This is a genomic window from Mesorhizobium sp. Root102, from assembly GCF_001425625.1.
Classification (GTDB): Bacteria; Pseudomonadota; Alphaproteobacteria; order Rhizobiales; family Rhizobiaceae; genus Mesorhizobium.
Genome location: NZ_LMCP01000014.1, coordinates 82,765 through 95,151 on the forward strand (window position 1 = coordinate 82,765; position 12,387 = coordinate 95,151).

The window sequence follows — 12,387 nt, forward strand, 5'->3', positions numbered from 1 at the left end:
GTCTCGCCGCGTTGCAGCCTGCGGCTGGGTTCGTCCCGGTCCGACTATGGTCGAATAACGGAGTGGGGTATGAAATTCGCAGCGGTGCTGAACCGGGACGGCGGCACCTTGCGGACCACTGATCTTGCAGCTTTCTCCGAAAGGATGCGTCAGGCGCTGGAGACTGCAGGTCACTCTCTCAGCATCGAGATTGTTGCCGGCAAGGATGTGGTGGAAACGCTCGACCGCGTGGCTTCACGCCGCTCCGTCGACGTCGTGCTGGCCGGTGGCGGCGACGGAACCATTTCCGCCGCGGCCGCCCGGCTGATGGGGACGAAGAAGACGCTTGCCATATTGCCGGCCGGCACCATGAACCTCTTCGCGCGCGGGCTGGGCATTCCGCAGTCCCTGGATGCCGCGCTGAAGTCCTTCACTGACGGCGAAATCATCGCGGTCGACATCGCGACGGCCAACGGCCGGCCGTTCGTTCACCAGTTCTCGATCGGCATGCATGCGAAGATGGTGCAACTGCGCCAGAAGATGGAGTTCGGTTCTCGCCTGGGAAAGATCCGTGCCTCGGCCAAGGCGGCTTGGGCGACGATCAACAATCCACCGGCGATGCACGTGACGCTCAGCATCGGCGAAGCCGAGATGGCGGCCCGCATTACCGGCATCGGCATCACCAACAATTTGTTCGGCGAAGGCCACTTGCCGTACGCCGATAACCCGGCGGGCGGCGTGCTTGGCGTCTATGTCACGGTGGCGCAGCAGCGCGCCGAACTGGTCAAGTTCTTCTTCAACATGGCGCGCGGCAAATGGCGCGACAACGAACATGTCGAAATCCATCAGGCAGGTAGGACGGTCCTGAAAATCCATTCTGGGAGCAGCAAGTTCCGCGCCGTCATGGACGGCGAACTGGTCAGGCTTGAGCGTGCAACAACGATCGAAATCCAGCCAGGCGCGCTCAATGTTCTGGTGCCGGCCAGCGTCGCCGAGGCAAAGGCTGCTTGATGCGATTCGAACCCATTGCAGCCGACAAGCTAGCCGCCGGGAGCGCTGCCCTGTTGGGTCGTGTCCTTCTTGATCAATTCGCCATAAATCTCGGCAGCACCCCAAGCGACAAAGGCCAGCAGCAGCGCAGCGATCAGAATGCGCAGGCCATGCCGGCCCCACCCCCCCTGACGGGCTTTGTCCTCAGGAATGATCTTGATCATGGTCGGCCCTCGGATCGTTTTGCGCCAGCTGATGCGTCGGGCAAAACAACATGGTCGGGTAACGGTTCGTCGCTAGGATGGTTCCGGCCGGCCGGCTGGTTCTGGACAGACAGACCGGCGAAGCGACTACGAAGACGGGGCAACGGGGACCTGGGTGAATAATAAGGCGGAAAGAGTGCCGGATCTGCCGGCTGACGTTGCGCGGGCGGTTAGCGCCGAAGACCGGCTGGCCGTGCTACATGGGCTGGAGATGCTGGATACGGCGGCAGACCCGGATTTCGACCGCATCAGCAGCCTTGCCGCAGCGGTGATGCAGGTGCCAATCGCCCTGGTCACGCTCGTCGACCACGAGCGGCAGTGGTTCAAATCCTGCTTCGGGCTGGACGAGACCGAAACCGCGACCGACATCTCCTTTTGCGCTCATGCGATTGCCGCCGGCGACGAGCCGATGGTGGTGGCGGATGCAACGACGGACCCTCGTTTCAAGGCCAACCCGCTGGTCACCGGCAAGCACCATGTCCGCTTCTATGCCGGCGCGCCGATGGTCGTGGCAGGTGCCCGCATCGGCACGCTGTGCGTTCTCGACCGCAAGCCGCATGCCTTTCCATCCCGCGCCGAGCTCGACCAGTTGAAGGCGCTCGCCAGCCTCGCCGCCAGCCTGTTCACCTTGAAGGACGCGACCCGCAGCGGCGCCATCGCCGAGGCCGCACTGGCGCGTGAGGAGAAACGACGCGCCATCGCGCTCGACGCGGCGTCGCTCGCCAGCTGGGCGTGGGACATCCGCACCGACATCATCGAATGCGACACCTTGCTGTCGGAGCTGTTCAACTTGCCGCGCTCGAACCGGCTGCGGGCGCGCGACATCCTCACCGCCATCGATCCGCGCGACGTCTACCAGACCGAAACCCGCTTTCGCGACGCCTTGACCGGCAGCGACGACTATTTCGGCGAATACCGGGTGAAGGGCTTTCATCCGCCGCGCTGGCTCGTCACGCGCGGCCGTGTCATCGAGCGTGACGGCGACGGCAAGCCGACGCTGATCTTCGGCGTCAACTACGACATCTCGGAGCGCAAGCTTGGCGACGAACGGCAACGGCTGTTGCTGCGTGAGCTCAACCATCGCGTCAAGAATACGCTGGCGACCGTCCAGGCGCTGGCGACGCAAACCGTGCGCCATGCCCGCCAGCCGAGCGAGTTCCTCGAGGCCTTCGGCGCCCGGCTTCAGGCCCTGGGCATCGCCCACAATCTGTTGTCGGACCGCGAGTGGCGCGGCATCGGCATCCGCGAACTCGTCCAGATTGAGGTCAGGCCATTCGAAACGGCCGAGCAGCCGCGCATGACGATCTCCGGCGACGACTTGCTGCTGTCGCCCGACCAGGCCGTCGGGCTTGGCCTGATCCTGCATGAACTGGGCAGCAATGCACTGCAATATGGATCGCTGTCGGTGGTATCGGGCAAGGTTGATCTCGGCTGGAAGACGCAAGGCAGGAAGGGTGCCCGGCGCCTTGTGCTGACCTGGCGCGAAAGCGGCGGTCCGCAAGTCGCCCCGCCGGAACGGCACGGCTTCGGCTCGATCCTCATCCGCCGCAGCCTTGCCAAGGTCATTTCAAGCGAAGTGACCCATGAGTTCCGGCCGGAAGGGGTGTTTGCCGAAATATCGATGCCGCTGGAAGATCTGTCGAAGTGACAGACCATGATCCCGAAAAGTGGAAACCGGTTTTCGCGGACAAACGGGTTCCGTTTGTCCAGAGATCATGGTCAAAGGAAAACACAGGTCTATTTCCGCTCGCTCTCATCCGGATCGTCGGATTTCACATTCTCGCGGTAGATCGCATAAGCCGCGAGCGCTACGGCTGGACCCAGAATGACGCCGAGACCGCCTTTTCCCTTGAGCAGCGTCGGCAGCACGGCGAGTGCGGCGGTGATGCCGATCGCCTTCATGTCGGCATTGCGGCGTTGCGCCCGACGCCGGGCGCGCGAGCCTGCGGATATCTGGTAAATCAGCAGGATCAGCCCGGCAAGCACCAGAAAACCGGCGCCAAAGCCCAGTGCGGCGGCAAGCGACCCGTAGCGCATCGCCGCCCAGATATAGGCTGCCCCGACCAGAAAGCCGAGACCACAAAGCGCTGCCGACAGGGCGAGCCCATAAACGATTGCCGCCGTGCGCGCCCGGCGCATGGCGGCAACGGTTTCGCCCGAGGCGAGACCTGAAAGTAGGGATGCGAGCATTCCCATCTGCGAACCGACTAGCGACGTGCGATGAGCGCGAAGAGGAAGCCGACGCCGGCAGCGATCGCCAATGACGTCACCGGCTTTTCACGCACGCTTGCCATCATCTGCGCTTCGATGTCCTTGGCGTTGCTGCGCAGACTGTCAAAGGCTGCTTCGCCCTGCGCGCGCAGCTGCTCGACCCCTTCCGTGGCCGCGCGACGGGCAGTGCCATAGCCATGCTCGCCGGTCTTGGCCAATTGCTTGGTGAGCTTGTCGATGTCGGCCTTCAATTGCCTGATGTCGGCTTCCAGGTCCGCATTTGCGCGGGCGTCGTTTGCGGTCTTTCCTGCGGCAGTTGCCATGGCTTAACTCCTTGTGATTGCTCGATTTCAAACGCGCCGCGCGCCTCAAGGTTCCGGCATTGGGGGACAAAGTAGCCGAAAACGCATCCGCGCGCACCCGATCCGACGGCTCTGGCAAAAACGCGCTTCGTCAGATCAGCGGCCGGCGCGCCTCGCCCAGCCCTTCCCATCCAGCGAGCCGCTTGAGCCCTTCAATGTCGGTGACCTCGCAACCGCCGTCGCGCCAGACGATCAGCTTGCGATCCATCAGCTTGCGGATCGTCTTGTTTGTATGAACCAGCGACAGGCCGAGGGTGTCGGCGATGTGTTGTTGCGTGATCGGTATCTGGATGGACTGCTTGCCGTTCAGCCCGACGACCTTGGCCCGGCTGGCGATGAAGGCGATAAGATAGGCGGCGCGCTCGATCGCGCTGCGACGCCCGAGGCTGAGCAGATTTTCATCCAGCATGCGCTCTTCGCGCGAGGCGATCCAGGTGATGTCGTAGGCCAGCCCTGGATGATTGCGGTAGAGCTCGTGCAGATACTCACGCTCGAAAACGCACAGTAGCATCGGCGACAGGGCCTCTACGGAATGCTGCATCTCGCCCATCACACTGCCCTGCAGGCCGATCAGATCGCCGGGCATGAGATAGTTGAGGATCTGTCGGCGACCGTCTCGCAACAGCTTGTAGCGGAATGCCCAGCCGGAGAGAACGGTGTAGAGATGGGCGCTGTGGCTACCCTCGACCAGCACGGTAGCCCCCTTGTCGACGGCGAGTTCGCCCTTCTTGAATGTACTGATGAAGGCCAGCTCCTGTTTTTCGAAGTCGCGAAAAATCGGCAACGGCCGCAACGGGCAGTTCTCGCAAGGATATTGGCGGCTGGAGAAGGCGCGACTGTTCTGGGCTGACATTTCGACCCCTCTTCGAAAGCCCGCTCTTTGGAGGAGCTGCGTTTCAACGCGTTGCAAGGATTGAGGTTCCGCCACTGCCCACATGTCTTTTTTAAATGACAGCACGCCAATTAGCGATCATGACTCCATACGTTTCAAGGAGTCCTTGCCTGTGCCCACATTGCTTGACGGATTGCGGATTCTCGTCCTGGAGGACGAATTTCTCATCGCCATGGATGTCGAGCAGCTTTGCCGTGACCACGGCGCCGGCGAGGTGGTCATCGCCCGCGATCTGACCGAGGTCGATGGCCGGGAAGTCGCCACGCAATTCGACGCGGCCATTGTCGACCTCATGCTGGGAGGCACCTCGACACTCGATTTCGCCTCGGGGCTGCGCGCGGCAGGCGTACCTTTCGTGTTTGCGTCGGGCTATTCGGATGCCGATGAAATCAAGGCATCCTTTCCGGGCGTCAGGCTGGTCGGCAAACCCTATTCGGGTGAAGACCTCGTGCAAGCGGTGGCGGCAGCCTGCGGACGCGCTTCTCCCGGTTGAGCGCGATCCCGATCATTGCGGATGGCGCCTGGCGATTGCAGGTCAGCTGGCCGGCGAGCCCGTTACCTGGGTCGAAATCGCATCCGGACCATACTCGTCTTCGCCTGATATTTTCAGGATCTCCTGCAAGCGTGTGCGGGCTCGGCTGACGCGGCTCTTGATCGTCCCGACCGCGCAACCGCAAATCTCGGCGGCCTCCTCGTAGGAGAAACCCGACGCACCGATGAGGATGATGGCTTCGCGCTGGTCCTCCGGCAATTGCTCCAGCGCCCCGCGAAAATCCTTCAGGTCGAGCTGGCCATGCTGAGCCGGATGAACGGCAAGCCTGGCCGTCATGATGCCGTCGCTATCTTGCACTTCACGTCCACGCTTGCGCATCTGCGAATAGAATTCATTGCGCAGGATGGTGAAAAGCCACGCCTTGAGATTGGTGCCAGGCTGGAAGCTTTCATGCTTGTCCCACGCCTTGACCAGCGTTTCCTGGACGAGGTCGTCGGCCTTGTCGGCATTTTGCGTCAGCGATACCGCAAAGGCGCGCAGGCTTGGGATCGCCCCAAGCAGATCGGTCTTGAAGCCTTGGGAGACCGCTGCCATGCCTCAGTCCTTCTTCTGTGTGGGTTCGGCCTGTTCCAGCTGGCTAAGCAACTGGGAAAAGCGATCCGGCACATCGTCGGAGACCAGCTCGTCGTAATATTGTTTGAGTTTGCGCCCGATTTCGGAGTTCGGCCCAAGGGCGTCACCGGCACCATTCCGGCGCCTGCTCTCGGCGCCAGCCAGAATATCTTTCGTCATATCCTTCATTCTGCCCTTGTATTCCCAGCGCCCAAGCCGCTCACAATATTACTCGACACAACGCAAGCGACACCCTCGTCTGGTTGCCCATCCCGACTTCAAACGCAGTCGCGACGCATTAGTTCCATCGAGGCCGGAACTTTTTCTCAAGATCGGCGTTGTTTGACCGGGCTTGCAATCAGCTTGACCTGCAATCTATGCAATCACGTCATTCTGAGGGAGACGTCTTATCATGAGTTTATCCGCCACCATCGCACCAAACCTGCCATTCCTGCGCCGCTTCTCGCGGGCCGTTTCCGGATCGCAGGAGAGTGGCGATGCGCTGGTCGCCGCAATGCTCGAAGCCATCATCGCCGATGTCGAGATCTTTCCCGAGGCATCGACCGACCGCATCGCGCTGTACAAGGTTTTTGCCAAGCTGTTCACATCGGTGGCGATCCGCGTCCCACAGGAGCACGCGCAATCGGCATGGGAACAGCGCGCCGCGGCCAATCTGAATGCAATTGCGCCGCGCCCGCGCCAGGCCTTCCTGCTCGTTGCCGTCGAAGGCTTCAGCGAGGACGAGGCGGCCGAAATTCTCGACGTCGGCGACCAGGAGTTTTCCGAGTTGCTTGCCCAGGCAAGCAACGAGATATCCCGTCAGGTGGCAACCGACGTGCTGATCATCGAGGATGAACCGCTGATCGCCATGGATATAGAAGAAATGGTCGAGAGCCTCGGGCACCGCGTCGTCGGAACGGCGCGCACCCATGCTGAGGCGGTGATGATGTTCGGCAAGACACGGCCGAAAATGGTGCTCGCCGACATCCAGCTTGCCGACGGCAGTTCGGGCATTGAGGCCGTGAACGAGATCCTGTCGTCGACATCGGTGCCGGTCATCTTCATCACCGCCTTTCCCGAGCGTCTGTTGACTGGCGAGCGTCCCGAGCCGGCCTTCCTGGTTACCAAGCCGTTCAATCCCGACATGGTCAAGGCGCTGATCAGCCAGGCGCTGTTCTTCGACCGTCAGGCCAAAGCCGCGGCATAGGCTCGCAGTACGTCCTGACAGCACGACACGATATTGAAGGCCGCTTGATGCGATGCATCGGGCGGCCTTTTGGCAAAGCGGAACCGTCGTCAGCGAAATTCATGCGCCCTCCTGCTCCGAACGATTTGCAAGCATCGTCTTTTTCCGCAAAGGGTGGAACAAACCGCATCTACTCACGTTTTCATCGCACCATTCGAAGGAGATGGATCATGCTTTACTGGGCGCTCGTATTTCTCGTCGTGGCGATCATCGCCGGCGCGCTTGGTTTCGGCGGCATCGCCGGTACGTCTGCCGGCATAGCGCAGATATTGTTTTTCATCTTTCTCGCTTTCCTGGTCATTTCGCTTCTTGCGGGCCTGTTCAAACGGGCATCGTGAGGACGAACGGCGACCGAACACTGGAAGCCGCACCCCTCAAACGGTTTCCAGCCACCGCCGGGCGGTATCCTGCAAAGGGCACCGTCCGGCGGACCGTTTTTGGCGGCTGATTTTCGGGAAACCTCTTTTGGGAACCCATTCAACAGTGAGCCGTTCAGCCTGAGTTGGGTGGACAGATTGGCCTATGCGTTCCAGAACCGGAGATAGGAAAGACGACGTGCAAAGCGATGAAGTCATCGCCCTGCATCCTGCCGAAAGCGGCATGCAGCTTGGACGGGCTCTTCTCCATGCGTTGCACAATGCCGGTATTTCTGTTCTCTATCAGGATCGCGAGATGAAAACCGTATGGGCGCGCAACATGCGCGCGCCCTGGGTTTCCGACACTGCCGACGGCAACGGCATACTGCCGGCGGCGCAGGCCGATCGCATTGGCGAAGCCAAGCGCGACGTCATCGCATCCGGCAACCCGCAACGTCTCGAGATCAGCGTTCCCGTCGAGGATGGCATCCGTTGGTTTTACGTCTGGATCGATGCCGACCATGGCGATGGCGGCACGGTGCAAGGCGTCGTCACCACGATGGTCGAAACGACCGAGCAGAAACGTCGTGAGCAGACCCTGACGACGCTGTTGCGCGAAGTCAGCCATCGCTCGAAAAACCTGCTGGCGATCATTCAAAGCATAGCCACCCAGACCGGGCGCTATTCCGACGGCATTGGTGATTTCCTGACACGCTTTCGCGGCCGGCTGCAATCGCTGGCTTCGTCTCAGGATCTCGTCACCTCTTCCAACTGGCGGGGTGCCGCACTTCGCGAACTGGTATCGGGCCAGGTTGGCCGCTACGGCGGGGATCCGGTGAGAAGCCTGCGCTTTCAGGGGGCAAACCCTTATCTCAATCCGAACGCTGCCCTGCATATCGGCCTTGCCATGCATGAACTCGCCGTCAACTCGGTGAGCTATGGCGCCCTGTCGCGGCCCGATGGATTCGTCGAGGTTACAGCCAACCTGACCGCCGACCACACTGGGACCTCCCTGTCTCTGACATGGGCCGAAGCGATCGGAGCCAATGATAACAGGCGTAGCGAGAAGCGCTTTGGCAGTGTCACACTCGAACGGGTCGTGCCGGCATCGCTGAATGGTAAGGCGACGCTTGAAATCGCGGCTGGTCGCCTAGAATACCGCCTTGTCGTTCCGCACGGCAATTTCGAGACGGACTGAGCGACCCGCATCTACGCCAGTTTCTTAACCGGCGGTTCACCATAAAAGCCGATGCTGTGTTTCCCAAATACCGCCGGAACCTGTTGCATCTTCGGACATTTCCGCAGCAGGACTTGCAGCATGGTGCGGGAGGAATGCCTTGACGGTAGCCGGCATGAACAGACTGGAACAGGCCGCTCGGATGTCCATGGGCGAGTTTGAAGACTCCGAGGCATCCGCGCCACCGCTGCCGCCTGTTCCTCACGCTTCGTTGCACCTTGTCGCTCTGGGTCTGGCCGCGGCTATCGTCACGGTCGTCCTCTTCCAACTGGCTTACTGACGTCCGCGCCACCTGCGGCCTTGGTCGATCCCATGTTAATTCGCCGGTAGGTCTCGCAGCGCAGGAACTTTGCGGAATGTGGACCGTTACCGTGGCGAGAGGACATTATCGTCATGGAACACATTGCTGCATTGCTGCTGGTCATCGGCTGCTCGAACACGATGGCCGATTGCCGTGAGCTGCAGATCCCTGTCAGCGTTTTCGAAACCGCCGACCAATGTGTCGCCGAACGCCCGTTCGCCATGGGCGACGTTGAAGGACAGGCTCAGCACATCGTCGCCAAATGCCTTGCGGTCGACCCGGCGCTCGAAGACGACTACGATCAGGTGGTGTGGAAGGTCGGCCGGGACGGTAGTCTCGACGCATCCTTGGAGATTTCGAATATCGTGGTTGCGTCGAACTTGACGCGCCCCGAAAAAGACTATCTTAGCCAACAATAAATTCGAGCGGGCAAAGGGCGCCATTTCATGCTAAATCGCGGTCGGAGCTTATTTAAAGTGAGGACAAAAAGTGAGGAGTGACTCTATGCGGAAGATACTTATCGCCATGGTTGCTGTGGTCGCGGTCAGTGGCTGCACCTCGACCGAACAGGACGTGGTTGGCGGCGGCCTGATCGGCGCCGGTGTCGGCGGTCTGGTCGGCGGCGGCAAGGGCGCGCTGATCGGCGCCGCAGTCGGTGCCGGTTCCGGCCTGCTGGTGCGCAACCTGCGCAATGGCTATTGCCAGTATCGCGATCATCGCGGCCGGATCTATACGGCGCGCTGCAACTAGTTCGAGCGATAATCGAAACGTCGATCCGGAGACCGGTCCGTCGGTCTCCGGATTTTCGATGTTTGATGCTGGCCGCCTGACGATCGCCGTCAGTTTGCCAGAGGGATTCTGATTTCCACATTCAGCCCATTGGCCCGGAAATCACGCTTGATCGTGCCGCGCAATTCGCGCGTGACGTTGAGATCGATCAGCTTGGTGCCGAATCCGGTCTTGGCGGGCGCTTCGAGTTTCTTCTGTCCGGTTTCGCGCCAGTTGAGAGCCAGCGTCCTGTCGCGCCCACGCCCTTCCAGCGACCAGTCCACCTTCAGAGACCAATCTCCCTTGAGCGAATCGCCGGGTTCGCAGTATTTCAGCGCATTCGTCGCCAGCTCGTGGAATGTCAGGCCGAGCGCTTGCGTCGTGGTTTCGTCGAGCAGCACTTGTGGTCCCGACAACAGCCCTTCGGGCAACTCCTTGCCGAACACCTGACCCAACTCGATGCGCAGGAGATCGCCAAGATCGGCCTTCTGCCACCGCGAGCGTGTCAGCATGTCCTGGGACGCCGCCATCGCCTGCAGCCTGGCCGAGAAAGATTCGGAAAACTCATTGACGTCGGTGGCACGCGATGCCGTCTGGCGTGCGATCGCCAGGACCCTGGTGATCGAATTCTTGATGCGGTGCTTCATCTCCTGCAGCATCAGGTCTTTTTCGAGCAGGCTCTTTTCCGTCGTTTCGTGCAAGCGCGACGCCGCCTCATAGGCCCGCTCCTGATACCGTGCCACCAGCGCGATGGCGCCCGCCAGCAACAGGCCGAATAGCCCCAGCATCACCGGAACGGCGCGCGACGACGGCTGCGAGAAGGCGCTCGTCGGCCGGAACAGGACAGTCCATGGCCGGCCGGCCACCATGATCTTGCGCGTGACCAGCAGTCTGTCCCCGAAGGTCGAAGCCGGGGGCGTCTCCGACCGGAACAACAGATTATCGCCATTCACCGCACCGTCGCCGTCGTAGATTTCGGTGTTGACCGGCAGCAGCGGCGACCGGCTGAGCGCGGTCTGGAAAAGGTCGCGAGCCCGAAAGGCCGCATAGAGAAAACCGGCCGTGGAGGATCTGGACGCATTGATGACGTCGGGTGCGGTTTCAATATTGAGCCGCACGAAGACGAGGAAGCCGGTGAACGTCTGCGCGGCACCGGTGTCCTGGCCCAGCTGCACCAGCCCGCTGGCGTGCTGGTCGTCGTCCGACATTGCCTTTTCGATCGCCGCCCGCCGCACCGGTTCGCTGAACATGTCGTAGCCGATGCAGCCCTGGTTGGACGGGTCTAGCGGCTCGAACAGCACGATGGGCGCGCGCCAGGGCTGCGTGGTGTCAGGAAAGATTGGATGGTTGACGCCATGGTCGTGCAGCATATCGCGCTCGACCGCCGCCTCGTCTCCGGTCTTCGCAAGCCTGAGATAGCCGATACCGCGCAAGCCGGCAAAATTGTTGTCGACATCGAGCGCTTTGAAGAACGCCTTGAACTCGTTGCCGGAAATATCGCCGTTGCGGGCGTCGAACAGGGCTCGCATCGAGCGCAGCAGCGACAAGTGCAGGTCGATGCGGCTCTCGATCCGGTTGAGCGCGTCGTCGGCCGTCGCATCGAACTTGATGCGGGCGGCCTCCTGCGTCGCAAAATAGGCGAACCCGGCCATCGTCATGCTGATCAGCGCAACGGCAATGAACGCGACGATTGGAAAAAGCTTCTTCAACGGATGATGCGGTCCCTGAGCATGTCGGGCCTTTATGAGCAACTCGCCGTGCCAACACAATGGCAAGGCCAAGCCATCCTGACGGCTGGCATATCACATGGGCGGCAACCAGCGATCCTGCACCCTGTTTGGCCAAGAGGGGCGGCGTCAGCCGGAAGGCTTCAGGCAGCGATCTTCAGCGCGCCTGGTCCGGGAATGGCGCCGGGCGGGCATTTGCCCAGAATGATCATGCCGAGCACTTCGTCCTGGGTCACGTCGGTGGTGCGCGCGGTGCCGACGACCTGGCCGTTCTTCATGACGCAGACCCGGTCGGCAAGCTCGAACACATCGTGGATATCGTGGCTGATCAGGAAGATGCCGATGCCGTCGGACTTTAGCTGCTTGACCAGTTCGCCGACCTGCGCCGTTTCCTGCGGGCCAAGCGCTGCCGTCGGCTCGTCCATGATCAGGATGCGTGCGTTGAACAGGATCGCGCGCGCGATCGCCACCGATTGCCGCTGTCCGCCCGACAGCTTGATCACCGGCTCCTTGAAGCGCTGGAAGCGGGGATTGAGCCGGCCCATAACCTTGCGCGCCTCAGCCTCCATGGCGACGTCGTCGAGCGTGCCCCAGGCGGTCATCAGCTCACGGCCGAGGAACAGATTGGCGGCGGCATCGACATTGTCGGCCAATGCCAGCGTCTGGTAGATCGTCTCGATCCCGTATTTCTTGGCGTCGCGCGGGTTGGAGATCGATGCCTCCTCGCCATTGACGAAGATCTGGCCCGAGTCGCGCTTGTAGGCGCCGGACAGGATCTTGATCAGCGTCGACTTGCCGGCGCCGTTATGGCCGAGCAGCGCCACGACCTCGCCGGGGAAAAGATCGATCGAGGCGTCGTCGACGGCGCGAATGCCGCCAAACGCGATCGAGATGTTGCGCATATCGATCAGTGCGGTGGCTGCAGGAGCAATCTTGTCTGTCATGGCCAT

The 12,387-nt window shown here is 61.4% G+C and carries 17 protein-coding genes; 9 read left to right on the plus strand and 8 right to left on the minus strand.

Going from position 1 to position 12,387, the window contains the following annotated elements; genetic code table 11:
* The first annotated feature begins 69 nt into the window (after positions 1–69).
* A complete protein-coding gene (locus tag ASD12_RS15265; protein ID WP_056587380.1) occupies positions 70–990 on the plus strand; it encodes a diacylglycerol kinase family protein in 921 nt (306 codons plus the stop codon).
* 29 nt (positions 991–1,019) lie between these two features.
* On the opposite strand, the gene ASD12_RS34890 is transcribed toward ASD12_RS15265, so the two are convergent.
* A complete protein-coding gene (locus ASD12_RS34890) occupies positions 1,020–1,193 on the minus strand; it encodes a hypothetical protein (RefSeq protein ID WP_082525448.1) in 174 nt (57 codons plus the stop codon).
* 154 nt (positions 1,194–1,347) lie between these two features.
* On the opposite strand from ASD12_RS34890, the gene ASD12_RS15270 reads away from it, so the two are divergent.
* The gene (locus ASD12_RS15270; protein WP_082525449.1) at positions 1,348–2,880 is read left to right on the plus strand and encodes an HWE histidine kinase domain-containing protein; all 1,533 of its coding nucleotides are present in this window, start codon (positions 1,348–1,350) and stop codon (positions 2,878–2,880) included.
* A gap of 89 nt (positions 2,881–2,969) precedes the next feature.
* Here ASD12_RS15270 and ASD12_RS15275 read toward each other — a convergent pair whose 3' ends face one another.
* The 3 genes from ASD12_RS15275 to ASD12_RS15285 all read right to left on the minus strand — a co-directional run bounded on the left by ASD12_RS15275 (position 2,970) and on the right by ASD12_RS15285 (position 4,658).
* Entirely contained in the window at positions 2,970–3,428 is a 459-nt protein-coding gene (locus ASD12_RS15275; protein WP_056587386.1) for a hypothetical protein, read from the minus strand.
* Positions 3,429–3,439: 11 nt separating this feature from the next.
* Complete coding sequence (locus ASD12_RS15280) at positions 3,440–3,766, minus strand: DUF883 family protein (RefSeq protein WP_023811001.1); 327 nt, start codon at positions 3,764–3,766, stop codon at positions 3,440–3,442.
* A 130-nt stretch (positions 3,767–3,896) separates the two neighbouring features.
* A complete protein-coding gene (locus tag ASD12_RS15285; RefSeq protein ID WP_056587389.1) occupies positions 3,897–4,658 on the minus strand; it encodes a Crp/Fnr family transcriptional regulator in 762 nt (253 codons plus the stop codon).
* A gap of 151 nt (positions 4,659–4,809) precedes the next feature.
* On the opposite strand from ASD12_RS15285, the gene ASD12_RS15290 reads away from it, so the two are divergent.
* Positions 4,810–5,190, plus strand: a complete 381-nt coding sequence (locus ASD12_RS15290; RefSeq protein ID WP_244482855.1) for a response regulator — start codon at positions 4,810–4,812, stop codon at positions 5,188–5,190.
* A gap of 42 nt (positions 5,191–5,232) precedes the next feature.
* On the opposite strand, the gene ASD12_RS15295 is transcribed toward ASD12_RS15290, so the two are convergent.
* Positions 5,233–5,784 (minus strand): sigma-70 family RNA polymerase sigma factor, encoded by a 552-nt coding sequence (locus ASD12_RS15295; protein ID WP_056587392.1) that lies wholly within the window; start codon positions 5,782–5,784, stop codon positions 5,233–5,235.
* Positions 5,785–5,787: 3 nt separating this feature from the next.
* Positions 5,788–5,991 carry a NepR family anti-sigma factor gene (locus ASD12_RS15300; RefSeq protein WP_056587395.1) on the minus strand — a complete coding sequence of 68 codons (204 nt, stop codon included), beginning with the start codon at positions 5,989–5,991 and terminating at the stop codon, positions 5,788–5,790.
* A gap of 223 nt (positions 5,992–6,214) precedes the next feature.
* On the opposite strand from ASD12_RS15300, the gene ASD12_RS15305 reads away from it, so the two are divergent.
* From ASD12_RS15305 to ASD12_RS15325, 6 genes are all read left to right on the plus strand, one after another.
* On the plus strand, positions 6,215–7,009 hold the full coding sequence (locus ASD12_RS15305) for a response regulator (protein WP_056587396.1): 795 nt from the start codon (positions 6,215–6,217) through the stop codon (positions 7,007–7,009).
* A gap of 209 nt (positions 7,010–7,218) precedes the next feature.
* A complete protein-coding gene (locus tag ASD12_RS33195; RefSeq protein ID WP_013529282.1) occupies positions 7,219–7,386 on the plus strand; it encodes a DUF1328 domain-containing protein in 168 nt (55 codons plus the stop codon).
* Between the two features lie 184 nt (positions 7,387–7,570).
* Positions 7,571–8,602 (plus strand): sensor histidine kinase, encoded by a 1,032-nt coding sequence (locus ASD12_RS15310; protein WP_056587400.1) that lies wholly within the window; start codon positions 7,571–7,573, stop codon positions 8,600–8,602.
* Between the two features lie 154 nt (positions 8,603–8,756).
* Positions 8,757–8,921: a hypothetical protein gene (locus ASD12_RS15315; RefSeq protein WP_244482856.1), complete on the plus strand. Its 165-nt coding sequence runs from the start codon at positions 8,757–8,759 to the stop codon at positions 8,919–8,921.
* A 113-nt stretch (positions 8,922–9,034) separates the two neighbouring features.
* Positions 9,035–9,361 (plus strand): hypothetical protein, encoded by a 327-nt coding sequence (locus ASD12_RS15320; protein ID WP_056587405.1) that lies wholly within the window; start codon positions 9,035–9,037, stop codon positions 9,359–9,361.
* Between the two features lie 85 nt (positions 9,362–9,446).
* A complete protein-coding gene (locus ASD12_RS15325) occupies positions 9,447–9,692 on the plus strand; it encodes a YMGG-like glycine zipper-containing protein (protein ID WP_015315393.1) in 246 nt (81 codons plus the stop codon).
* Between the two features lie 89 nt (positions 9,693–9,781).
* Here the strand turns inward: ASD12_RS15325 and ASD12_RS15330 are convergent, their stop codons facing one another.
* Complete coding sequence (locus tag ASD12_RS15330; protein WP_056587408.1) at positions 9,782–11,419, minus strand: CHASE domain-containing protein; 1,638 nt, start codon at positions 11,417–11,419, stop codon at positions 9,782–9,784.
* A 161-nt stretch (positions 11,420–11,580) separates the two neighbouring features.
* Complete coding sequence (locus ASD12_RS15335; protein ID WP_056587463.1) at positions 11,581–12,381, minus strand: ATP-binding cassette domain-containing protein; 801 nt, start codon at positions 12,379–12,381, stop codon at positions 11,581–11,583.
* Between the last annotated feature and the right edge of the window lie 6 nt (positions 12,382–12,387).

Excerpts from the sequence above, each read along its gene's own strand:
- ASD12_RS15305 (WP_056587396.1), top strand. The coding sequence starts at position 6,215 with ATGAGTTTATCCGCCACCATCGCACCAAACCTGCCATTCCTGCGCCGC.
- ASD12_RS34890 (WP_082525448.1), bottom strand. The coding sequence starts at position 1,193 with ATGATCAAGATCATTCCTGAGGACAAAGCCCGTCAGGGGGGGTGGGGC.
- ASD12_RS15300 (WP_056587395.1), bottom strand. The coding sequence starts at position 5,991 with ATGAAGGATATGACGAAAGATATTCTGGCTGGCGCCGAGAGCAGGCGC.
- ASD12_RS15285 (WP_056587389.1), bottom strand. The coding sequence starts at position 4,658 with ATGTCAGCCCAGAACAGTCGCGCCTTCTCCAGCCGCCAATATCCTTGC.
- ASD12_RS33195 (WP_013529282.1), top strand. The coding sequence starts at position 7,219 with ATGCTTTACTGGGCGCTCGTATTTCTCGTCGTGGCGATCATCGCCGGC.
- ASD12_RS15275 (WP_056587386.1), bottom strand. The coding sequence starts at position 3,428 with ATGGGAATGCTCGCATCCCTACTTTCAGGTCTCGCCTCGGGCGAAACC.
- ASD12_RS15310 (WP_056587400.1), top strand. The coding sequence starts at position 7,571 with ATGCGTTCCAGAACCGGAGATAGGAAAGACGACGTGCAAAGCGATGAA.
- ASD12_RS15280 (WP_023811001.1), bottom strand. The coding sequence starts at position 3,766 with ATGGCAACTGCCGCAGGAAAGACCGCAAACGACGCCCGCGCAAATGCG.
- ASD12_RS15315 (WP_244482856.1), top strand. The coding sequence starts at position 8,757 with ATGAACAGACTGGAACAGGCCGCTCGGATGTCCATGGGCGAGTTTGAA.
- ASD12_RS15325 (WP_015315393.1), top strand. The coding sequence starts at position 9,447 with ATGCGGAAGATACTTATCGCCATGGTTGCTGTGGTCGCGGTCAGTGGC.
- ASD12_RS15265 (WP_056587380.1), top strand. The coding sequence starts at position 70 with ATGAAATTCGCAGCGGTGCTGAACCGGGACGGCGGCACCTTGCGGACC.
- ASD12_RS15335 (WP_056587463.1), bottom strand. The coding sequence starts at position 12,381 with ATGACAGACAAGATTGCTCCTGCAGCCACCGCACTGATCGATATGCGC.
- ASD12_RS15295 (WP_056587392.1), bottom strand. The coding sequence starts at position 5,784 with ATGGCAGCGGTCTCCCAAGGCTTCAAGACCGATCTGCTTGGGGCGATC.
- ASD12_RS15320 (WP_056587405.1), top strand. The coding sequence starts at position 9,035 with ATGGAACACATTGCTGCATTGCTGCTGGTCATCGGCTGCTCGAACACG.